The organism is Enterococcus sp. C74 (assembly GCF_040887125.1).
Lineage (GTDB): Bacteria > Bacillota > Bacilli > Lactobacillales > Enterococcaceae > Enterococcus_B > Enterococcus_B hirae.
This window is the reverse complement of the sequence record NZ_JBFOFA010000003.1, coordinates 164803-187255: the sequence shown is the minus strand read 5'-3', so window position 1 is coordinate 187255 and position 22453 is coordinate 164803. Positions and strand designations below refer to the sequence as shown.

Here is a 22453-nt window from a genome sequence, read left to right as displayed (position 1 = left end):
AAACAGCTAGTTTCTATTGATTAGAAGCATTGGCAAAACGAATCACTTCTCTTGCTAATTGTTTCTCATCTTTTGGCAAATGACGGATAAAATCCATCACTTTTTGGTTTGAATAACCTTTGATGTTTCCGACAAAAATTTTTTCATAGACAGCTTCATCGTTTCTCTCTTTATCCAACAGTAGTTCTTCATATAGTTTTTCCCCAGGACGGATACCCGTTTCAAGAATCTCAATTTCGTCTTCACGATAGCCACTCAGGCGAATCATATTTTTGGCAAGGTTGACGATTTTGACTGGTTCACCCATATCTAAAATAAAAATCTCTCCACCTTTAGCCAAGACTCCTGATTGAATGACCAATCGACTTGCTTCAGGAATTGTCATAAAGTAACGTGTCATCCGAAAATCAGTAATCGTGACTGGTCCACCTTGCGCAATTTGTTCACGAAAGACAGGAATCACACTTCCTCGTGAACCTAATACATTTCCAAAGCGAACAGCGGAAAATGTTGTTCCATTTTTTTCGTTCAATCCTGTTACAATCATTTCTGCAATCCGCTTTGTCGCTCCCATCACATTAGGTGGATGATTCGCTTTATCTGTTGAGACCATCACAAAATTCTTGACTTTCGCTTGTTTGGCTGCTTCCGCAACATTTTTCGTTCCAAGAATATTATTTTTTACTGCTTCTTTGGGATTTACTTCCATGAGAGGAACATGCTTATGTGCTGCAGCATGATAAACGATATCTGGGCGATAGTTTTGCATGATCTCATTGATTTTGTCACGATCTTGAATATCTGCAATGAGCGGGATGATTTTTGTCTGCTGATTTTGCTGATTCATGCGGAGTTCCCGATCGATCAAATAAATCGAATTTTCCCCATGTCCTACTAGTAATAATTGTGCTGGGGAAAACTGGATAATCTGCCGACAAATCTCTGAGCCGATCGAGCCACCCGCACCAGTCACAAGAATGGTTTTCCCTGTCAAATGTCCTTTGATCGATTCAATGTCCAATTCAACTTCATCTCTTCCTAGTAAATCAACTACGTCAATTTTTTTTAATTTTGTGACACTGACTTTTCCAGAAGCGATTTCTTCCATTGAAGGCATGGTGTTTACTTTGACATGCAAGGATTCTACCATTTGAAAGATATTCCTGATTTTTGTTTTGGATAAGGAAGGAATGGCGATGGTAACGATTTGTACATCATGTTTCTTGATTAGTGCAGGGAGGTCTTTGATCATACCAATCACTTTTTTTCCTGAAAGATATGTATTTTGCTTATTAGGATCATCATCAACAAAACCAATGACATAGGTGTCACTTGCTGTTTTTGATCCAAGTAAGATATTTGCCAAAATTCTACCGCCTTCACCAGCGCCTACGATGATCGTCTTCTTGGCAGTGGCTCTAGGTTGTAGCTTTGTCTGCTTTTTCTCAATGTAAAGACGCCACTCCAGACGGCTTCCCATGATTAAAAGCAAAGACAAAATATAGGTAAAGATCGTTAGACGTAACATATACTGATGATTGATAAAAAACAAGACAAAAAGATTTGAAATCATAGTGATCGACAAAGAAACAAAAATCGCCCTGATTTCTTCTAAATTCATATAGCGATTGATCCTTGTAAAGACTTTAAATAAACTCCCATAAAACAAATAGAAACCTATTGAAACGCCTGTAGAGATGAACATAAAATCCGTTGATACTTCTGCGAATGGCTTCATGAATCTAATTGTAGCAATGTTTGCCAAAAACAACAATAAGCTATCAACTCCTATCAAAATAGCAATCTTTCTTTTTCTTGTGACTTCAAACACCTTTACTCCCCCTAAAATAACCCAAACTTTTTCTTTTTTATCGCTTGATAAGTTGGATAATGAATCTGCTCCCCATTGATTAAATCTTTGGCGACTTGTTTCATTTGCTCAACTTTTTCGTTATTGAAGTCTTTAGCGATTTGTTCATAACATTCTTTTAAACAAAAAGAACGTCGCTCAACACCGTGAGCATCCGAAGCAATCATTTGTACAAGATTGTACTTGACCATTTTTTTTGCTGTTTTTTGGATTTCTTTGCCAAAGCGCCCCAGATAACTTGGCGCTGTCAGCTGTGTCAAACACCCCATTTCTAGATAAGGCAACAAACGATTCGGATCTTTTGCAAAATAAGTATTACGCTCAGGATGCACGATTACTGGTATTTTTCCTAGTTTCAACAGTTCAAAAAAAAGGTTCTTTGCATATAACGGTACTTCTAATGTAGGAAATTCAATCAATAGATAAGTATCATTTAAATCTGTAAAAAGAAGTTCATCTCGGTGAAGCGCTTCAAGCAATTCTCCAGTAATACGAACTTCTTGACCTTCTAATAACACCAACGGTAAATTTCTTTTATCCAGCTCTTTTTGTAAAGTGGCGACTAGGGGAATGACTTTTTTCTTTTGATTACAATACTTGCCATTGTTATGGTGCGGTGTACATAAAATATGAGTAATCCCTTGTTCAACCGCTTTTTCAGCCATTGCTAGGCTTTCTTCCAGGTTTTGCGCACCATCGTCAACTGCTGGTAATAGATGACAATGTAAATCGATCATTCCCTCTACCTCCTCTTTATCATTCATAATAATAACTTGTATCTTTGCTTTGTTCGACTCCGTTATAAACAATTCCCAGTACCTTTGCCTGAGCCATCTCTAATAATTTTTTGGCTTTCACAACTGCTTCTTTTCGTGAAGTCTTTTCACGTACTACCAGAAGCGTACCATCTGCCTTTGATGACAAGATTTGAGCATCTGTCACAGTTACAATCGGCGGCAAATCAAACATCACGATATCATAGAGCTGACTTGCTTCTACCATTAGCTGATCCATTCTTTTCGAGCTTAACAGCTCTGATGGATTAGGAGGAATCGGTCCACTTGGTAATACTGATAATTCCTTGATTGCCGTTTTTTGGATCCCTTTACTGATCGTTTCAGTTGAACTGAGTAGATTACTTAACCCATAATGATTATTTATTTGAAATGCTTTGTAAATAACTGGTTTTCGCATGTCAGCATCAACTAATAACACTTTCTGACCAGCTTTTGCAAAGACAACAGCCAGATTTGCAGCCGTGGTCGATTTCCCTTCACCTGGTCCAGATGACGTGACCACGATCGTTTTGACTTGTTGATCATTGATTGAAACAAATTGGATATTGGTTCGAATCGTTCGGTAGTGCTCAGCCGCTGCTGATGAAGGATTAGTTAAAGTAATCAAACGAATCGGTTGAAGTAGTGTTTCTTTTTGTTTTATGACGCGTCGCATGTTTTCCCTCCTACACTCTCGAACGAGCTCTACGAGAAGCTCTCGCTTGTTCACCAGTTTCATCGTTTATTGTCACCGGTGCGTTGTTGTTTTTGTCATTTCTATTGAAATCTTTGGCAGTCATTTCTGGTACCGTCCCTAAAATTGGAAACCCTATGACCTCCGAAAGATATTTTTCATCTTTCACAGTCTGGTCGAACAATTCCAATAACAGAGCTATCCCCATGCCAATCATCAGACCTAAAATAAGGCCAAGGGCAATATTTAGTTTTTTATTTGGTGACACCGATGTTCCGTCCGCAACCGCTTCAGAAATGATCGATATTTTATCGACATTCATCACATCTTTTGCTTTCGTTTGAAACACCTCAGCTGTGGTATTCGCAATTTTCTGAGCATTATCTGGAATCGAACTAATCGCCTGGATAGAAAACATTTGTGAATTTTCGGATTGATTCACTGTGATTGCTTGTTTGATTTCTCCAACCGTCATTGCTAGCTGATCTTGCGTTTCTAATTGATCTTTCACTTCACTTAAAACTAAGTCACTAATGATCATATCTTTGTAGGTGTTAATCATTTGTAAATTCGTATTCACATCATTGACATTCGTAATATTTGACTGAGGCAACGTGACAATCAATTGGGCTTGTGAACTAAACTTGGGTGTTAAAATAAAGAATGTAACGAAACTTGCTACCGCCAAACCAACTAACGTTGAAATAAATAAGGTCAACAAACGCTTACGAAATACTCCGATGATCTCTTTTATACTAATTGTCTCTTCCATTTCTCTCCACTTTCCTGTTACTTTCCTAAATTCATTTTTCTTTTAACACATGACATCCTGCTGATGTTACTTGTTCTCATAAAATATACTCATTTCAGTGAAGCTTCGTGAGACTTTCATCCTATGAACATACTTAGATAATAAAATGACATCGATTTCTAAAAAAATTTTTAGTTTATCATTCAGATGATAATTATTATCATCTAGAGTAAGATACTGGATCCCATCGTTTTAAAAACTTTTTATTCCCAAAAAAATAAATCGTTACTTTATCTAATCGCTTCCAAATCACGGGAAATTTGCTAATTTCATTAGACAAGTAAAGAATTTCTACCTGAGACCCTATTTACTATTATCCCATTCATAACAAGCTTTTCTTGTTATGAATAACAATTTTTCTATATTAATTATACCTAACTTTCATTTTTAAATAAAGGATGATTTAAAAATAACAAAAACTATGCATTTCACTCAATAGCACTGACCGATTGTTCTCTTTTTACCAAAAAATGTCATATTGTTCTGATTCGTGAAAGAAAAGTCGCTTATTGCTAGATAGCATGAATAAAAACGATATACACTACATAAAAAGAGTCTGAGGTATTAAGACCTTAAGCTTACTTTTTACACTAAAATGAGTAATTGCTATGAAAGCATCCACTCTGATACTTTCACAATCTTATCGACGGCGTTCAAAGATCTGCACTTCGGTAATCAGTCAAAAAATAAGCCGAAGCATTTAAAAATAGAAGAAACTATTTTCGGATGCTTCGGCTTATATCTCAGAGCTAGACTTGTCATAACGCTTGTTTCAAATCAAGTTGGCAAAGGGCTACCTGATTTATTTAGTGATAATCTGATCTAAGCTTGCTATTGATAGTGCCATTTCAGCAATTTGTTTCAGCTGTGCCAAACGATTGTTACGGACAGCAGGATCGTCTACCATGACCATGGTTTGGTCAAAATACGTTTCGATCAATGGACGTAAAGCAACAAGTTGATCATAATCTTCTTTCAGCGTTTGTGTACCAAATTGTTTTTTCATTTCTGCTACCGCTTGATAAAGTGCTGTTTCAGCTTCATTTTCAAATAACGCAGGATTAATCTCTGTTGTCGTTGTTTCTTGCGCTTTCTTCGCTAAATTAACCACTCGAGTCAATGCTTCCATCGATGGCTTAAACTCTTCCTCATCTAAACGTTCTTTAAACAGTTGAGCTGCTGCAAAAACTTTTGTCAAATCGCTTTGTTTTGCATTTAAAACTGCATCAATCACATCGTGTCGGATTTGTTTTGTAGTTAGTAACTGACGGAAACGTCCTTTGATAAAATCAATGACTGCCTGTTGTCCATCCGATAACTGGACGCCAAAACGTTCTTGATCTTCATTGATTGCCTGGTCGATTTCACGTTGTAAACGAACCAATGGAAATGCCCAATTTTTTGCTTCGATGATGCGGACAATCCCATACGCTTGACGACGAAGAGCATACGGATCATTTGACCCACTTGGGATCATTCCAACTGTAAAGAAAGAGAAGATACTATCTAGTTTGTCTGCAATCGCTAATACTGCACCAATTTTGGTTTCTGGTAAGTCACCTTCACTTGAAATTGGCAGATAGTGTTCCTTGATAGCTGTTGCTACAGCTGATGTTTCGCCGTGTAATCGCGCATATTTTTCACCCATGATCCCTTGAAGCTCTGGAAACTCACCTACCATGTTGGTCACTAAATCAAATTTATAGATTTCAGCAGCACGTTGTAAATCCGTTAACTCTTCTGGTGATAAGCCGACAGATTTACCTAAAATACGAGCAATAACTTGTACTCGTTGCATTTTTTCGTAGATGCTTCCAATTTTTTCATGGAAAGTCACTGATTTTAATTTATCAACAAAAGTCTCGATTGGAATCTTTTTATCTTCATTGTAGAAAAACTCTGCATCTTCTAAACGAGCAGTCAATACTTTTTGATTTCCACGGATCACGTTTTCTAGTTTGACACGATCCCCATTTCGAGCAGAAATAAAATGTGGCAAGAGTAATCCTTGGTCATTTCTTACTTCAAAATAACGTTGGTGCTCCTTCATTGAAGTAACCAATACTTCTTCAGGGACAGACAGATATTTTTCTTCAAAATCGCCAGCAAAAACTGTGGGATATTCGACTAAATTATTCACTTCTTCTAATAACTTTTCGTCTAAATCGATCGTCCAATGGTTTTTCTCTGCTAATTCTGTTGCTTGTTGGACAATCATTTCTTTTCTTTTATGTGGCGCAGCTATCACGAATTGTTCTTGTAATTTTTCTTCATACTCATTGGCATGAGCGAAACGAACTGTTTCTCCTAAGAAACGATGACCACGTGATGTGCGATCTGTTGTAACATCTAAAATCTCGAAAGGAATCACTTCATCATCTAGTAAAGCAACAATCCAATGAATAGGACGAATATATTCAAAGTCAAAATTTGCCCAATGCATCGTAACAGGAAATGTCAAACTTTTGATGACATCTGCAAGTCCAGTCAATACTTCTTTCGCTGGTTGTCCATGTGTATATTTGGTTACGTACACATACTCTACACCCTTCAGCTCTTTAAAGGTAATATCGTCAGTCGTCAAACCTTGACCACGTACAAACCCTTCTGCGGCTTTCGTCCAATTTCCATCTGAATCCAATGCGATTTTTTTAGCCGGACCCTTTAATTCTTCTTCGCTATCTGCTTGACGTTCTGGGATATTGGTTACTTTGATCGCTAAACGTCTTGGCGTTGAAAAAGTTTCGATTGTATCATAAGACAATTGGTGTTCATCTAAAAACTTTGCTGTTTTTTGTTCCAGTTGTTTCATGCTTGGTGTAACTACATGGGCAGGCATTTCTTCCAACCCGATTTCTAAAAGTAACTCTTTTGCCATGTTATTCAGCCTCCTTAACCGTTTCTGGATTTGCTGTGTTTTTATTCAATAAAGGAAATCCTAATTTTTCACGCTCTGCCACAAAAATCTTTGCAACAGATTTTGCCATATTTCTGATACGTGACAGATAACCAGCACGTTCTGTGACAGAAACTGCACCACGAGCATCTAATAGATTGAATGTATGGCTGCATTTTAAAATGTAATCATAGGCAGGATGAACTAAATTTTCATCAATGCATCGTTTAGCTTCTTTTTCAAAACGATCAAAATTACTTAATAATAGTTCTTGATCACTGACTTCAAATGAATATTTGGAGTGCTCGTATTCAGGCTGTTTGAAAATCTCCCCATATTTTACGCCATCTGACCATTCAAGATCATAGACACTTTCTACTTCTTGGATGTAGGATGCCAAGCGCTCCAAACCATAAGTAATTTCAGATGTCACTGGTTTACATGGCAGACCGCCGACTTGTTGGAAATACGTGAATTGTGTAATTTCCATTCCATCGAGCCAAACTTCCCAACCAACACCAGCACAGCCCATCGAAGGGTTTTCCCAGTTATCTTCGACAAACCGAATGTCGTGTTCCAAAGGATCGATCCCCAATAAACGTAAACTTTCTAAATAAAGTTCTTGGATATTTTCAGGTGATGGTTTCATCACTACTTGGAACTGATGATGTTGATACAGACGGTTCGGATTTTCCCCATAACGACCATCGGCTGGGCGACGAGAAGGCTCTACGTATGCTGCATTCCAAGGCTCTGGTCCAATTGCTCGTAAAAAGGTATATGGGCTCATTGTACCTGCCCCCTTTTCTGTATCATAGGCTTGCATCAACATGCACCCATTTGATGACCAAAATTTTTGTAACGTCAAGATCATGTCTTGTACAGATAATTTTTTGCTCATTTAAAATGACTCCTTCCACTTCTAAATAGTTTGCTGAGAATTTGAAACAACAAAAAGTCCCTATGCTTGTCTAAACAAACATAGGGACGAATAACTTCGCGGTTCCACCCTACTTCCGAAAATTTCGGCAGCTTCATTGTCAGTACTCCCAAGTGCCTCTTCAAAAACCGACAGCATTCGGCTCTCACCCTCCCGAACTCGCTTTTGCTACGTATTTTTTACTGATCTTGTTCAACGTACTTTATTCTTTTATTTAGCCAATCAAGTTTTTGTACAAAACTCTCATTTATCTAGGTTCCATAATAGACGTATAGTTAGGCTTTTGTCAAATAGTTTTGAATGTTGATTGAACATTCTACTCATTTTTTTGGTTTTCAGAAGCACTTTCTCCTTCCGGATCAGGCTTTTTTAGGACATGTTCCCATGATTTCATTTGATCAATGAACTTTTTACTTTTTAGATGAATCCCTACGTATTCTTCGTATAACTGGTCAATCAGTTGCCTGATCGTTGCCTTGGTTTCGTCTTTTAAATTGATCCCTGTGATCTTATCATAAGAAATAGCAGAGAACATACGCACGAAATAAACAGCTCTTGGATCTGCATGATAACGACGGTGATCCATTGACCAATGTTCTTCGCACAGCACGCCTCCATATTTGGAAGAATAATCAAATTTACCTTGAGTTTTGCCGCACACCGCACAATGTGTCCAAATCGGTGCAATCCCAAAGCGTTGCAATAATTGTACCTCAAAGATGTTGGTGATGATTTCCGCGTCGTCCCCCTGATCCATCCGTTGCAATGCTGCTTGTGTAAATTGAAAAAGATGGGGATCATATTGATGGTCTTCGATCGCTGCATCCACTAAGTTTAACAAATACGTGCCGTAACCACTTAAAAAAATGTCTTCTTGAATTTTTCTAAAGGAGTGAACATCTTTTACGCTGGTTATAAACGAAAGTCCTTCACTTTTAAACGTACCAATGTAGATTCCTTCAGTAAATGGGAGCAGTGCAGGGGCTAATGGTTGGTTTTGCCGGTGAATTCCTTTGACATAAAACATCAGTTTCCCCGCAGACTCAGTAAAAATTTTCACTAATTTGTCTTTTTCTTTATAATTTCGACTGGACAATATGATCCCTTTTGATTCGGCTAGCTGGCTCATTTTTTTCGCCCCCCCTTTTAGAAAAAGAATAAGGAAAAGAAAAATCATTCACTGAATCATTTTCCTTTCCCACTTATTCTACTCATTTTCTTGTCTTCTGACTTTTACACGCGGTTTCGTCTATCGAATAATCACGTTCAACTCATTTTTATCTACTTAAAGTTAGTATTCCTCTTTGCGGTAACCAAAATCTTGTAAATAAACTCTTTTATCGCGCCAATCTTTTTGAACTTTAACCCATAGTTCTAGAAATACTTTGTCACCAAGCAAATTTTCAATATCTTTTCTTGCTTTCGTCCCAATTTCTTTTAGCATTTTACCACCTTTACCGATGATAATCCCTTTTTGACTATCACGTTCAACGATAATGGTTGCTTGAATTTGGATTTTATCATTTTCATTGCGTTTCATTGAGTCAACAACAACAGCCACTGAATGTGGGACTTCATCTCTAGTCAAAAACAGGACTTTTTCACGAATCAATTCCGAAACGATAAAGTATTCTGGATGATCCGTTACTTGATCATCCGGGAAGTATTGAGGACCTTCTGGCATCTCAGCGATCAAAACTTCCATTAGACGGTCCACATTGTTCCCTTCGGTAGCCGAAATCGGTACAACTTGTGCAAAAGGCATTTGTACCGAATAATCTTCGATGATTCCTAATAATTCATCTGGATGAACTTTATCGATTTTATTGATGATCAAATAAACAGGTGATTGAACATTTTTTAATCGTTCAATAATAAAATCATCCCCACGTCCACGTTTTTGATCCGCACTGATCATAAATAAGACAGCATCCACTTCTCTTAGTGCACTGTAGGCTGATTCCACCATAAAATCACCCAAACGATGTTTTGGTTTATGGATTCCCGGAGTGTCGATAAAAATCAACTGTGCTTCTGGTGTCGTATAAACGCCTTGGATCTTATTTCTGGTCGTTTGTGCCTTGTCACTCATGATAGCAATTTTTTGCCCAACGATTCGATTTAATAATGTTGATTTGCCAACATTTGGTCGTCCCACAATAGCGACAAAACCTGATTTATGTTCTAACATATTATTCTCCTTTTAATTAAAAAACATTTGATAGATTTTAGGTACAAATAAAATGAGACCGACGATCACTGCAAAACAAGCGGTGACTAACACTGCTCCTGCCGCCATATCTTTGATTTTTTTCCCAATTGGATGGAAATGAAAATCGGTAAACATATCCACCACATTCTCAAAAACAGTATTTAAAATCTCAACGATCCATACCAGAAAAACTGCTAAAACTAACCACAGCCATTCTATTTGATTCAGTTGAAATACAACTCCCATAAAAAACGCCAGCAACCCAAAACCTACATGTTTTTTCATATTACGTTCCTCATCAAAGACTGTTTTAACCCCTTGAAGAGCAAATTCTACTGACATAGCGAAGTGCTTATTTTTCTCAACCTTTTTCTCGCACTCTTTATCTTTTAAGTCCATAAGCATCTAAAATCTCTTTCTGTAAACCAAACATCTCTGCTTCATCTTCGGGTGTCATGTGATCATAACCATTGATGTGCAAAAAGCCATGCACTGCCAAAAATCCCAACTCTCGATCATACGAATGACCATATTCTTCCGCTTGTTCCTGGGCACGCTCAATTGAGATCATGATATCTCCTAATACTCGTGGTAAAGGATTATCGCCTTCTTCAAAAATCACGGGAATTTCGTCTTCCCCTTCGTCTTCTAATGCAAAACTAATCACATCTGTTGGGGCATCTTTGCCACGGTAGACACGGTTGATTTCTTGGATTGCTGCATTGTCCATAAAAGTAACAGACATTTCTGTTTCCTCGGATAATTTTAAATGAGCCGCTGCAAATTGCAGAAGGTCCTCGATCTCTTTGATTTTTTCTGTTGAAACTTTCTGTGTTTCATCCATAAATGTGATGTCCATATTTATCGCTTCTTTCTTACTTATTGCTGATATTTTTTATTTTAGCCATTTTCTTTTTCTACTTTCATCGTTTCCGCTTCCGATTTCATTTTAGGATATTTGATCCGTGAATGGAAGGTACTACTTAACCCACTGATCAAAGATTTTTCCACTTTGCGAATTTCTTTTAATGTTAAACCACTATCATCAAGTTGACCATCAGAGATTCGTTCTTCAATCAAATTATGGACAAATTTTTCGATTTTTTCACCTGTTGGATGATCCATTGCCCGTACTGCCGCTTCACAACTATCTGCAATATTCACGATGCCGGCTTCTCGGGTCTGTGGTTTGGGACCAGGATAACGAAATTGTTCTTCGGTGACTTCAGGATTTCTTTCTTTTGCCTTGATATAGAAATACTTCATCAATGTTGTTCCATGATGCTGTCGGCAAATATCGATTACCATTTGCGGCATGCCATATTCCTCTAAAATTTTCGCTCCATCGGTCACATGACCAAAAATGATCTGTTTACTATCTTCAGGTAATAAGAAATTATGTGGATTTTCAGCACCAGAAGGCAAGTTTTCTACAAAAAAGCTAGCATGTTTGATTTTACCAATATCGTGGTAGTAACAAGCTACACGTGTCAATAATGACCGCCCATTGATCTCAGCCACAGCGTTTGCGCTTAAATTGGCGACCATCATACTGTGATGATAAGTTCCTGGTGCTTCTTCCAATAGCTGTTTTAACAATGGATGGTTAGGGTTACTTAACTCATTCAAGACGATCACACTATCATCGTTGACCATCAATTCGATATACGGATGTAATCCCATCGTTAACAGATACGACAGCAAAGCCCCCATAAAGCCACAAATCAGTGTTAACCAAGTTGTTCCATTACTAAAGCTCATACCTTGATAAACGATCAGCACAACATCCATCATCAACGGAAAAATAATGACCCACATCATAGCTGAAAACCATTGTTCTGACACTCGTTGGCGTTTTAAAACCGTCGCTAATAAACCTGAAAAAAGATAAGCCATCAAGATAACGGTCAAAAAGTTGGTCCCAATCGAGCCATAAAAAATAAACAATGCAGATACGGCTTGGAACAAGGCAGCCATGATTCCTGCCCTCCGGTTCAAAAAGAAATTTAAAACTAAGGGAACAAAAGCTGCAGGATAAAACAGCGGGATAAAAGCTGCTTGTTCCGTTTGGAATAGTTGGAAAAATTTCATTAATAACACACTGATGGACATAGCCGTAACATAAAAGAGAACATACTCTGTTCGTTTTCCGGCTTCATGGTACTGCATTGAGTTGTAAACTAAAACAGCAATTTGCAATAAGACTGCTAAGATCATTGCTACTAAAGGAAAAATTGACGTTGTTTGACTGGTCAATCCTAATAATTCAAGCTTTTTCATTGCATCTGCATCGATTTGATTTCCTTCACGAACAATGATTTCGCCTTGATAGATCATGACCGGTTGAACCGCACTTCTTGCTGATTGTTTCAATTCCTCTGTTTTCTTTTCATTTAAGACATCATTTACGACGATTCCTTGATCGACAAGATAATGGATCGTTTGTTGTTGGTCAGGTGTCACGTTCAAATATTGGATCTGTTCTTCCGCCTGTTGCTTGAAGGTTTCTAAATCACTTTCTCGAACTTGTTTTTTCATTTGTTCATTGATCAATCGCAGACTTTCATCTCGGACTGTCGCAATTTGACTATCTGACATGCCAAAGATTTTTGTGTAAAAGTTAGTCGGTAATTTTTGATAAAATGCCACGTTTTCAGCATTAGCATTTTCAAAACTCTTCTTTAGAGCTGCAATTCGCTCATCTATAGTTGGTTTGGGAACATTCTCATTTTCTTTTGCTTTATCCACTTTTTCTTTATACGCTTTATTGATCGAATCATTTGTTTTATTGATCAATTCAAAAAGCTGCTTGATGCGACTACTTTGTTCACTCGCCAAATCTTGTTGATACGTATATTCTGGCGTAACAGCTTCCGCTGCTAGTTTTCTTTTTTGTTCCGTTTCTTCTGTATTTTCGATCGTTTTATTCGCACGGATACTTTCTTCTGCCACTTGTCCTTCTTTGAAATCATTGGCTTTTTGCTTGACGCTACTAAACGTGACGCCACAAACGATCACAAAAAACAAAAGCAATAAGAAAGGCATTGCCGCCTTTCCTAATTTTGCTTGCAGTTGTTGGAGTATTTTATTCAACATTCGCTTATCCCCCTAAGCCTTACTCTTGATGAAGATCTGCCTTTTCATAAGCTTTGATGATTTCGGCTACAACAGGATGACGAACGACGTCACTTGCTTCAAAATTGACAAAAGCAATTTTTTTGATTTGTTTCAATGTACGTTCTGCATGGATCAAACCACTCATCGTCCCTTTAGGTAAGTCAATCTGACTTGTATCGCCGTTTACGATCATTTTTGATTGATACCCCAAACGAGTCAAGAACATTTTCATCTGTGCCACTGTTGTATTTTGAGCTTCATCTAGTATTACAAAAGCATCGTCAAGTGTTCGCCCACGCATATAAGCTAATGGCGCAATTTCGATGATCCCACGCTCCATCAAACGATTGGTATGATCTAAACCAAATATTTGATACAGTGCATCATACACTGGACGTAAATAAGGATCAACCTTTTCTTTCAGATCACCCGGTAAGAAACCAAGATTTTCTCCTGCTTCCACCGCTGGACGAGTCAAAATGATTTTTTGGACTTCGCCTTTTTTCAACGCAGCAATTGCTAAAACGACAGCTAGAAATGTTTTACCTGTTCCAGCAGGACCGACACCAAATACGATGTCATGTTTAGCAACGGCCTCGACATATTGTTTTTGTCCACTATTTTTCACTCGAATCGGTTTACCATTGCGGTCTTTGACGATTTCTTCTTCATACATTTCAATGAAGTAATCCAATGTCCCTTTTTGCCCCATTTTTAAGGCAGTAACAACATCAGGTGTACTGACATGTATCCCCCGCTTGATCAATTCTTGTAAGGTACGTATCACCGATTGTGCTAACGAAAGCCCCGGCTCTTCTCCAATAATCTGGATCATTTCGCCTCTCGTATGAATCGTTGTTTCAGTCATTTCTTCAATTAATTTTACATGTTTGTCATGCGAGCCTAACAACATACTGATATCGTCAGCAGCTGTTAATCTAATTTCTAAAGAACTGGATGCTTCTGTCAAAAATAGACATCTCCTTTACTTCAATTCATTCCTTCCTATTTTACCATATTCATAAAAAACTATATAGCAAATAAAAAAGGTTGTCTCACTCCTTATTCGTTTCATTCATTTTAACCTAAAATTACTTTGCTGAACTTCCATGATTTACTTTATGTTATTCCATGATTGAGAGATTCCTGCCTATCAATAAACAGCTTTTACTTAATAGATAAGGCAAAGAACCAATCTAACCAAGCCTAGATCTATCGAGTGAGGAAGAGAGATAAAAGAAGGATATGTATGATTGCATGGGGAACAAGGCGTACCGATTGATGTTGCCTTGGCGCTCACCTTGAGGAAATTGGGACATGTATGAAAAAAAATCTAAAAAAAATAAGTCTGATTTTGACGTTGTGGATCAAAATCAGGCTTATTTTCTTTTTTAAGAGAGGGCGGTTGTCCCAAACTCTTTAAATGATAAGTTTAAGATTGTAATAGCTCTTTCACAATCGCATTCACTTGGTTCCCATCTGCTTTTCCTTTGACTTTCGGCATGATCGCACCCATGACTTTGCCAAATTCTTTGACAGAAGAAGCTCCAGTTTGTGTAATCGCTTCTTGAACAAGTTGACGAATATCATCCTCAGAAAGTTGTTCTGGCATGTATTTTTCAACAATTACTATTTCACTTTTCACTTTTTCAGCTAAATCGTCACGTCCAGCTTCTTCGAACTCATGTAAAGAATCACGCCGTTGTTTCATTTCACGAGACAACACTGTTAATTCTTCATCTTCAGTCAAGTCGTGACCTTCTTTGATTTGCTCGTTTTGAATGGATGACTTAATCATACGTATGACTTGTAAAGATTCTTTATCTTTTGCTTTCATCGCTGTTTTCATGTCATCGTTCAATCTACTTAGTAGTGACACACTACCAACTCCAATTCATAAAGGAACTAGTTTTTTTGCGTTTTTTTGCGTTTTTTCGCTGCTTTTCTAGCTGCTTCAGATTTTTTCTTACGTTTTACGCTTGGTTTTTCGTAGAATTCACGTTTACGAGATTCTTGTAAAGTACCCGCTTTTGACACGGAACGTTTGAAGCGACGAAGAGCATCGTCAATTGATTCGTTTTTACGAATGACTGTTTTTGACATGTTAATTCCCTCCCTCCGAGCTTAAAAAGTAACCGTAATTGTTATTGAAATTATAATCCAAAAAACAAGACTGTTCTATAAAACATTATATCTAATGCTGATTTGACCGTCAAGGGAATCTTTGGATTTTTTAAAATAATGATATGTTATTTTATTATAAAACAACTACTGACAGTTTTCACATCGACCGAAAATTTCAAACCGATGCCCTTCGATCGTACAACCTGATAATTGATTTTCAAAATAGTCCATTGGACACATATGGATTTCTTTTGTCATCCCACAAACGGTACAAATAAAATGATGATGGTGACCGATCTCTCCCTGGCAACAATGAAAGCGAAACTTCATTTCGCCATTCAAATCGGTTTCTTCTAATAAGTCTAACTCAGAGAAATCATGGAGATTACGATAAATCGTATCATAACTCACTCCTTTAAATTCCTCATTCATAAAATCAAATACTTCTTTTGCTGACACATAACGATTTCTTTTGACCAAATAAGTCAATAATGCTTCTCGCTTTTTCGTGTATTTAAATCCGTTATTTTTCAAAATTTCTAACGATTGTTCGATTAATGTTTGGTTTTTCAAGTCTTCCCCTCCAAATCAAAATGATTACGAAGTACATATTCCACAGTATGGTATACTAAAGATAAAAAAAATGCAAGTGAGGTTTTTTATTTATGGCTTTTGATTCTACTGAGATCGTTACTTTTTTTGTCATTTCTGATTCAGCTGGTGAAACAGCAACAAAACTCGCACAGGCAACCATGGCACAATATCCTACAGTTGAATTTAATTTATTTCGTCGAACGTTTGTCACTGACCAAGACACCCTCGAACAAGCCTTACAAGATGCGTTAGCAGAAAAAGCGTTAGTTCTTCATACCTTGATCAACCAAGAGCTGATTGATTATACCCGAAGTTTTTGCGAAGAAAACAACTTATTTAGTTTTGACGTGATGACCCCACCGATCGAAGAAATCCAACGATTAACAGGAATTCAACCCACTCGTCAACCTGGAGCCCTACATTTATTGAATGAAAATTATTTTAAACGAATCAAGGCAATGGAATTTGCTGTAAAATACGATGATGGGAAAGATCCAAGAGGTTTCTTAGAAGCAGACGTGGTGTTGCTAGGAGTTTCCAGAACGTCAAAGACACCGTTAAGTCTTTTTTTAGCGAATAAAAACTTAAAAGTGGCGAATCTCCCACTCATTCCTCAAGCCCATATCCCAAAACAACTTTGGGAGATCGATCCTAAAAAAATTGTTGGTTTAACCAATAATCCCGATATTTTAAATAATATTCGAAAAGAACGGATGCGTTCCTATGGATTAAATCCTGATACGGCTTATTCTGATATCGAAAAAATACGAGCAGAATTAGATTTTGCTAATGATTTGTATGAAAAATTAGGTTGCGTTGTGATCAATGTTGCTTCTCTCTCAATTGAAGAAACGGCTTCGTTGATCCTAAATGCCTTAGATTTAGAGGACCACAGTTATTATGGCACGGATACTTCAGGAGAAAAATAAAGAACAAATAATTGTATCCAGTAAGCAGCTATAACAAACAACCAGAACCAAACGCATAACTAGTTGAAAAAAAAGCCAGCAGACACGTGTCTGCTGGCTTTTTTTTCAGTATAATCTATTTACATTCCCTTAGAAATGCCTCATTCTTATTTTACTGATGTTCCACATGTTTCAAGGTTTGTTCCAAGATATCCAACACGTGAAAATCATCTAAACTATATAAGATTGCTTTGCCTTCACGATGCGATTTTACCACATGGTTTTCCCTTAATAAACGTAGTTGGTGGGAAACAGCGGATTGTTCCATTTCCACCGCTTGGCTGATGGCCGTCACATTTTGTTCTCCATCTTTTAAATACATCAATATTTTCAATCGGGTAGGATCACTTAAGACTTTAAATAATTGACTCACTTTTTCTATTTCGCTTTTTGGTGTGTCTGTCAACCGATTCACCTCCATAAAAAAAGACTGACTTCTAAAGTTTACCACTTTTTCCATCAGTCTCAATTATTTTATTCTTCTGTCATTGATTTGATGATTGCTTCATAGGTATCGATCTTTTCTTGTGCCTCTTGTGCGGAATTGCCTTTTACACCGATATAGAATTTGATTTTTGGCTCTGTTCCTGAAGGACGGATCGCTACCCAACCATGTTCTTCTAATACATATTTTAATACGTCAGATGGAGGTGTCGTTAATTTTTCCACTCGTCCAGCTGAATCTGTTTTCGTTAATTCTTTGAAATCTTCTGTTTGAAGAACTTTTGCTCCAGCAAATTCTGATGGGGCATGGTCACGGAATTTCTTCATCAAAGCAGCGATTTTAGCTGAACCTTCTTGACCACTCATCGTGACTGAGATTGTTTTTTCAGCAAAATAACCATATTTTTCAAAAATCATTTGTAAGCCGTCATAAAGTGTCTTCCCTTGTTTTTTATAAAAAGCAGCCACTTCGGCTAACAATAAGAGTGCTTGGATTGCATCTTTATCACGTACAAATGGTTTGACCAAGTAACCATAGCTTTCTTCAAAACCAAACATAAATGTATGAGAATGATCTTTTTCAAATTGATGGATTTTTTCTGCAATAAATTTAAAGCCCGTTAAGACATTGATCATCGTAGCGCCATAGCTTTCAGCGATGGCTGCAGGAAGTTCACTTGATACGATTGACTTAAGTACGGCTGCATTTTCAGGTAAAGTCCCTCGTGATTGATGTGCTTCTAAAATATATTGAATCATTAACGCACCGATTTGATTACCGGTCAAAACTTTATAAGAGCCATCAGGTTGGCGAACTGCTGCTCCTAAGCGATCCGCATCAGGATCAGTTGCAATCAATAAATCAGCGCCTTCTTTTTCACCTAAACGAATAGCATACTCAAATGCTGAATGTTCTTCAGGGTTTGGTGATTGAACCGTTGTAAAGTCAGGATCAGCTACAGCTTGTTCAGGTACAAGCATAAATTGTTCGAAACCAGCTTGTTGTAATGCTCTTTCTCCTAGCATTTTTCCTGTACCATGCAGGGGTGTAAACACCAATTTTAAGTCTTTCCCCATTGTTTGGACTAATTCTTGATCAATCGTGACTGCTTTGATTTCTTCCAAATATGCTTTATCGACTTCGTCACCAATGATCGTAATCAATCCACTAGTTTCTACTTCGTCATCAGCTAAAACAGCGACTTTTAAAGGATTACTTACTTCACGTACATATTTTGTCAATGCATCCGCATCAGCGGGTGGCATTTGTCCACCATCTTCTCCATAAACTTTATAGCCATTGTAAGCTGCTGGGTTATGAGAAGCTGTCACCATGATTCCCGCAAACGTATTCAAATGACGAACAGCGAAAGAAAGCTCAGGTGTTGGACGTAGACTCTCAAAGACAAAAGAAGGAATATCGTGTTGTGCCAAAGTCTTCGCTGCTTCCATCGCAAATTCAGGCGATTGATGGCGTGAATCATAAGCAATCGCTACGCCGCGACGTTTTGTTTCTTCTCCTTGTGTATCCATAAAACGTGCCAGCCCTTCTGTTGCTTGTCTGACCGTATAAATATTCATTCGATTGATCCCAGGACCTAAAATCCCCCGCATTCCTGCTGTTCCAAATTCTAAAGGAGCATAAAAAGCATCTTCCAGCTTTTCAGGGTCCTGACTAAGATCAGTTAATTGTTTTTTTAAATTTTCTTCTAAATTTTCTTCATTGGCCCATTGTTGGTATACTTGTTCCCAAGACATGAAGCGAACACCTCTTTCTAAAATATCTACCTCTTTCAGTATAGCATTCTCTTTTTAGATAGAAAAGTCAGAAGAAAAAATAAGCGCAGATAGGATCTTCTTTTCTTTCACCAAGATCAAGATTATTCCTACTGTTCTTACAATATTAAACAAGATTTTTCTTGTTTTTGAAATTGCACTGAACCGTTACGATTATCTGGTTGAGTTTTTTTATTTTTTAGAATATCAAATAATTTTCTTTTTTTATTTGTTTGCTCTTCTTTCTTTTGCAAAGTTCCAAGATTATTCCAACTCTTCGGCTGATATGCTTGCCAAACTTCTGGTTCCTGTTCCCAAGGTGCTTTTACCATCTGTCCTCCTTTCATAAAAATAACTTTATCGCTCAATTCCTTCCAATTGCGATAAACGTAGCGAAGCTCAGTTGATGTTATCTTTTTTCCGTTGCAATTGTCTTTAGATAAAACCTCACTCATATTTAGCCCATCTAAACAAAAATGGATCTTTAAATTTGGATTTAGTTTTTGCACTATTCAAGCCAATTTTGCATCCTCTACGTATATGCCTTATGGAGAGGAAAGTGCGCATAACAGAAAAAATAAGTTCGATTTTGACAATAAACATCAAAATCGAACTTATTTTCTTTTTGAGAAAGAACTATTGTCCCACTCTCTCTTTAGTAGTATAAAAATGAATAGTATTCAAGAAGCTCTTCATCTCTTTTGATCACTTTACGCTTGTGTTGTTTCTTCTAATGATTCTAAATATTTATAAACTTGTTGACCAGCAATGCCGCCATCGCCGACTGCTGTCGTGATTTGTCGTAAATCTTTTTCACGAACATCCCCAATAGCGAACACACCAGGCATAGTCGTACGCATGTCTTGATCTGTTGGAATCCAACCAGCTGCATTAGTTAAACCAGCTTTTTTAAATGGTTCAGTCAATGGATCTAAGCCCACATAAATAAACACGCCATCTGCTGCTAAATCAACGGTTTCATTCGTTTTCACATTATGCGCTTTAACCCCAGTGACCACCATGTCATTACCAACGATTTCATCTGTGACAGTGTCCCAGACAAATGAAATCTTTTCGTTAGCGAATGCGCGATCTTGGATGATTTTTTGCGCACGTAATTCGTCTCTTCGATGAACGATCACGACTTCAGAAGCAAATTGCGTTAGGTAGATGGCTTCTTCTACCGCAGAATCGCCACCGCCGATCACGACTAAGCGTTTGTTTCGGAAAAAAGCACCATCACATACGGCACAATAGGAAACACCTCGTCCAGCGTATTCTTCTTCTCCAGGAACACCTAACTTACGATGGATACAACCCGTTGCGATAATCACTGTTTTGGCTTCATAAGATTGATCTTCACAAATCACTTCTTTGTAATTTCCATGGTCTTTGATGTCTTGCACAATTCCATAGACATTTTCTGTTCCAAATTTAGTGACACCTTCATACATTTTATAAGCAAGATCAGGTCCCATGATGGAATCAAATCCAGGATAATTTTCAACTTCAGCGGTGTTATTCATTTGTCCGCCAGGTGCGCCTTGTTCAATCATAGCAACTGAAAGATTTGAACGTGACGCATATAACGCAGCAGTCATTCCAGCAGGTCCAGCGCCAATCACGATAACATCATACATATGTACATTCCTCCATTATAAAAATCAAGTAAGCTTACTTTACAGCCTATAGAAAAAAAAGTCTATTGTTCTGCTTACTCTTTTCTCGAATAGATTTATTATACTCGAAAAATCAGTTTAAAAACAATAGACTTTTATTTGATTCGCTATTCGTTACTTAAATCTTCTCCATTTGTTGCAATGACTTTTTTATACCAGTTGAACGATTTTTTCTTCGAGCGTTTCAATGTCCCATTTCCTTCGTTGTCACGGTCAACGTAGATGAACCCATAGCGTTTCTTCATTTCGCCAGTCCCAGCAGAGACAAGATCGATACAGCCCCAAGTCGTGTAGCCTAGGAGATCCACACCATCGAGCTCAACCGCATCTTTCATTGCTTGGATATGTTGTGCTAAATAATCGATCCGATAGTCGTCTTCTACATAGCCATTTTCATCTGGTGTATCAATGGCACCTAACCCATTTTCGACGATGAACAATGGTTTTTGGTAACGATCATAAAGATCATTCATCGTGATACGTAACCCCAATGGATCAATTTGCCAGCCCCATTCACTGGCTGAAAGATAAGGATTTTTAGCCGATTCAAAAATATTACCGGCCGTTTGCTCTAATACTTTTGGATCAGTAGTAGCTACCCGGGAAGAGTAATAGGAGAATGAAATAAAATCAACGGTATGTTCTTTTAATATTTCTAAGTCAGTTGGTTCCATCTCGATTTTGATTCCATTACGTGCCATTTCTTTTAAGGCATAGGCGGGATAACTTCCCCTTGACTGGACATCAATAAAGAAATAGTTTTCCCGGTCCGCCTTTCTTGACGCCCAGACATCTTCAGGTTTACAAGTGTAAGGATAATTTGCGCCAGCTGCTAACATACAGCCAACTTTATTTTCTGGATCCACTTCATGAGCGATCTTTGTAGCGATTGCACTAGCAACTAGTTCATGATGGGCTGCCTGGTATTTGATTTGTTCCACATCGTCCCCTTCTTCAAAATACAATCCAGCGCCCATAAATGGAGCATGTAAAATCATATTGATTTCGTTGAAGGTCAACCAGTATTTCACTAGTCCTTTGTAACGATTAAAAATGACATGGCAAAGTCTTTCATAAAACTCTATCAACTTTCGAGAACGCCAAGCACCATATTCTTTGACCAAATGCATCGGACAATCAAAATGAGTGATCGTCACTAACGGTTCGATTCCATATTTTTGACATTCTTTAAAGACATCTTCATAGAACTTCAACCCTTCTTCATTTGGTTCCTTTTCATCACCTTTTGGAAAAATACGACTCCACCCAATGGATAAGCGATAGGTTTTAAATCCCATTTCCGCAAAAAGTGCAATATCCTCTTTGTAACGATGGTACATATCAATGGCTGTTTTTGCTGGATAAAAATGTTCCTCATCAAAGTCAAACATTTTTTGTTTCCCAGTGATCACTGAAAAACGATCTTTACCAATCGGAACAACATCAACATTAGCTAAACCACGTCCACCTTCAGCGTAGCCTCCTTCACATTGATTGGCAGCCGTTGCGCCACCCCATAAAAAGTCTTTCCTAAATGCCATCCTACTTCCTC

21 protein-coding genes are annotated in these 22453 nt (G+C 37.7%); 1 reads left to right on the top strand and 20 read right to left on the bottom strand.

All coding sequences use genetic code 11. The features are described 5' to 3' along the window. Positions 1 to 13 precede the first annotated feature (13 nt). The 15 genes from AB3H93_RS05380 to AB3H93_RS05310 all read right to left on the bottom strand — a co-directional run bounded on the left by AB3H93_RS05380 (position 14) and on the right by AB3H93_RS05310 (position 16013). Positions 14 to 1831 (bottom strand): polysaccharide biosynthesis protein, encoded by a 1818-nt coding sequence (locus AB3H93_RS05380; protein ID WP_368020252.1) that lies wholly within the window; start codon positions 1829 to 1831, stop codon positions 14 to 16. A gap of 11 nt (positions 1832 to 1842) precedes the next feature. After that, complete coding sequence (locus tag AB3H93_RS05375; RefSeq protein ID WP_010737946.1) at positions 1843 to 2607, bottom strand: tyrosine-protein phosphatase; 765 nt, start codon at positions 2605 to 2607, stop codon at positions 1843 to 1845. A 19-nt stretch (positions 2608 to 2626) separates the two neighbouring features. After that, positions 2627 to 3322: a CpsD/CapB family tyrosine-protein kinase gene (locus tag AB3H93_RS05370; RefSeq protein WP_010718519.1), complete on the bottom strand. Its 696-nt coding sequence runs from the start codon at positions 3320 to 3322 to the stop codon at positions 2627 to 2629. A 10-nt stretch (positions 3323 to 3332) separates the two neighbouring features. Beyond that, complete coding sequence (locus AB3H93_RS05365; protein ID WP_368020251.1) at positions 3333 to 4112, bottom strand: YveK family protein; 780 nt, start codon at positions 4110 to 4112, stop codon at positions 3333 to 3335. Between the two features lie 841 nt (positions 4113 to 4953). Further along, complete coding sequence (gene glyS / locus AB3H93_RS05360) at positions 4954 to 7029, bottom strand: glycine--tRNA ligase subunit beta (protein ID WP_368020250.1); 2076 nt, start codon at positions 7027 to 7029, stop codon at positions 4954 to 4956. 1 nt (position 7030) lies between these two features. Continuing rightward, positions 7031 to 7948, bottom strand: coding sequence for a glycine--tRNA ligase subunit alpha (gene glyQ, locus AB3H93_RS05355; protein ID WP_010718522.1), 918 nt, complete (start codon positions 7946 to 7948; stop codon positions 7031 to 7033). Between the two features lie 355 nt (positions 7949 to 8303). Then, entirely contained in the window at positions 8304 to 9116 is an 813-nt protein-coding gene (recO, locus tag AB3H93_RS05350; protein WP_053766588.1) for a DNA repair protein RecO, read from the bottom strand. A 162-nt stretch (positions 9117 to 9278) separates the two neighbouring features. After that, positions 9279 to 10178 (bottom strand): GTPase Era, encoded by a 900-nt coding sequence (era, locus tag AB3H93_RS05345; protein ID WP_368020249.1) that lies wholly within the window; start codon positions 10176 to 10178, stop codon positions 9279 to 9281. Positions 10179 to 10190: 12 nt separating this feature from the next. Beyond that, positions 10191 to 10598: a diacylglycerol kinase family protein gene (locus AB3H93_RS05340; RefSeq protein WP_172595700.1), complete on the bottom strand. Its 408-nt coding sequence runs from the start codon at positions 10596 to 10598 to the stop codon at positions 10191 to 10193. Continuing rightward, positions 10582 to 11058: an rRNA maturation RNase YbeY gene (gene ybeY / locus AB3H93_RS05335; RefSeq protein WP_025480127.1), complete on the bottom strand. Its 477-nt coding sequence runs from the start codon at positions 11056 to 11058 to the stop codon at positions 10582 to 10584. The genes AB3H93_RS05340 and ybeY overlap by 17 nt, the downstream gene beginning before the upstream one ends. Positions 11059 to 11099: 41 nt before the next feature. Next, the gene (locus AB3H93_RS05330; protein ID WP_010737951.1) at positions 11100 to 13295 is read right to left on the bottom strand and encodes an HD family phosphohydrolase; all 2196 of its coding nucleotides are present in this window, start codon (positions 13293 to 13295) and stop codon (positions 11100 to 11102) included. 19 nt (positions 13296 to 13314) lie between these two features. After that, positions 13315 to 14286 (bottom strand): PhoH family protein, encoded by a 972-nt coding sequence (locus AB3H93_RS05325; RefSeq protein ID WP_010718528.1) that lies wholly within the window; start codon positions 14284 to 14286, stop codon positions 13315 to 13317. A 462-nt stretch (positions 14287 to 14748) separates the two neighbouring features. Beyond that, entirely contained in the window at positions 14749 to 15195 is a 447-nt protein-coding gene (locus tag AB3H93_RS05320; protein ID WP_010718529.1) for a GatB/YqeY domain-containing protein, read from the bottom strand. Between the two features lie 26 nt (positions 15196 to 15221). Continuing rightward, positions 15222 to 15419, bottom strand: coding sequence for a 30S ribosomal protein S21 (rpsU, locus tag AB3H93_RS05315; protein ID WP_010718530.1), 198 nt, complete (start codon positions 15417 to 15419; stop codon positions 15222 to 15224). 165 nt (positions 15420 to 15584) lie between these two features. After that, positions 15585 to 16013, bottom strand: coding sequence for a Fur family transcriptional regulator (locus AB3H93_RS05310; RefSeq protein WP_010718531.1), 429 nt, complete (start codon positions 16011 to 16013; stop codon positions 15585 to 15587). Positions 16014 to 16105: 92 nt separating this feature from the next. Between AB3H93_RS05310 and AB3H93_RS05305 the strand changes: the two genes are divergently transcribed. Then, the gene (locus AB3H93_RS05305) at positions 16106 to 16963 is read left to right on the top strand and encodes a pyruvate, water dikinase regulatory protein (protein WP_010718532.1); all 858 of its coding nucleotides are present in this window, start codon (positions 16106 to 16108) and stop codon (positions 16961 to 16963) included. 151 nt (positions 16964 to 17114) lie between these two features. Here AB3H93_RS05305 and AB3H93_RS05300 read toward each other — a convergent pair whose 3' ends face one another. The 5 genes from AB3H93_RS05300 to AB3H93_RS05280 all read right to left on the bottom strand — a co-directional run bounded on the left by AB3H93_RS05300 (position 17115) and on the right by AB3H93_RS05280 (position 22442). Next, positions 17115 to 17462, bottom strand: a complete 348-nt coding sequence (locus AB3H93_RS05300) for a helix-turn-helix transcriptional regulator (RefSeq protein WP_025480128.1) — start codon at positions 17460 to 17462, stop codon at positions 17115 to 17117. 14 nt (positions 17463 to 17476) lie between these two features. Next, positions 17477 to 19204: a phospho-sugar mutase gene (locus AB3H93_RS05295; protein ID WP_240274196.1), complete on the bottom strand. Its 1728-nt coding sequence runs from the start codon at positions 19202 to 19204 to the stop codon at positions 17477 to 17479. 137 nt (positions 19205 to 19341) lie between these two features. Further along, on the bottom strand, positions 19342 to 19677 hold the full coding sequence (locus AB3H93_RS05290; RefSeq protein ID WP_368020248.1) for a hypothetical protein: 336 nt from the start codon (positions 19675 to 19677) through the stop codon (positions 19342 to 19344). Between the two features lie 255 nt (positions 19678 to 19932). After that, positions 19933 to 20862 carry a thioredoxin-disulfide reductase gene (gene trxB / locus AB3H93_RS05285; RefSeq protein WP_088775277.1) on the bottom strand — a complete coding sequence of 310 codons (930 nt, stop codon included), beginning with the start codon at positions 20860 to 20862 and terminating at the stop codon, positions 19933 to 19935. 146 nt (positions 20863 to 21008) lie between these two features. Further along, a complete protein-coding gene (locus AB3H93_RS05280; RefSeq protein WP_368020247.1) occupies positions 21009 to 22442 on the bottom strand; it encodes a 6-phospho-beta-glucosidase in 1434 nt (477 codons plus the stop codon). Positions 22443 to 22453: the final 11 nt, after the last annotated feature.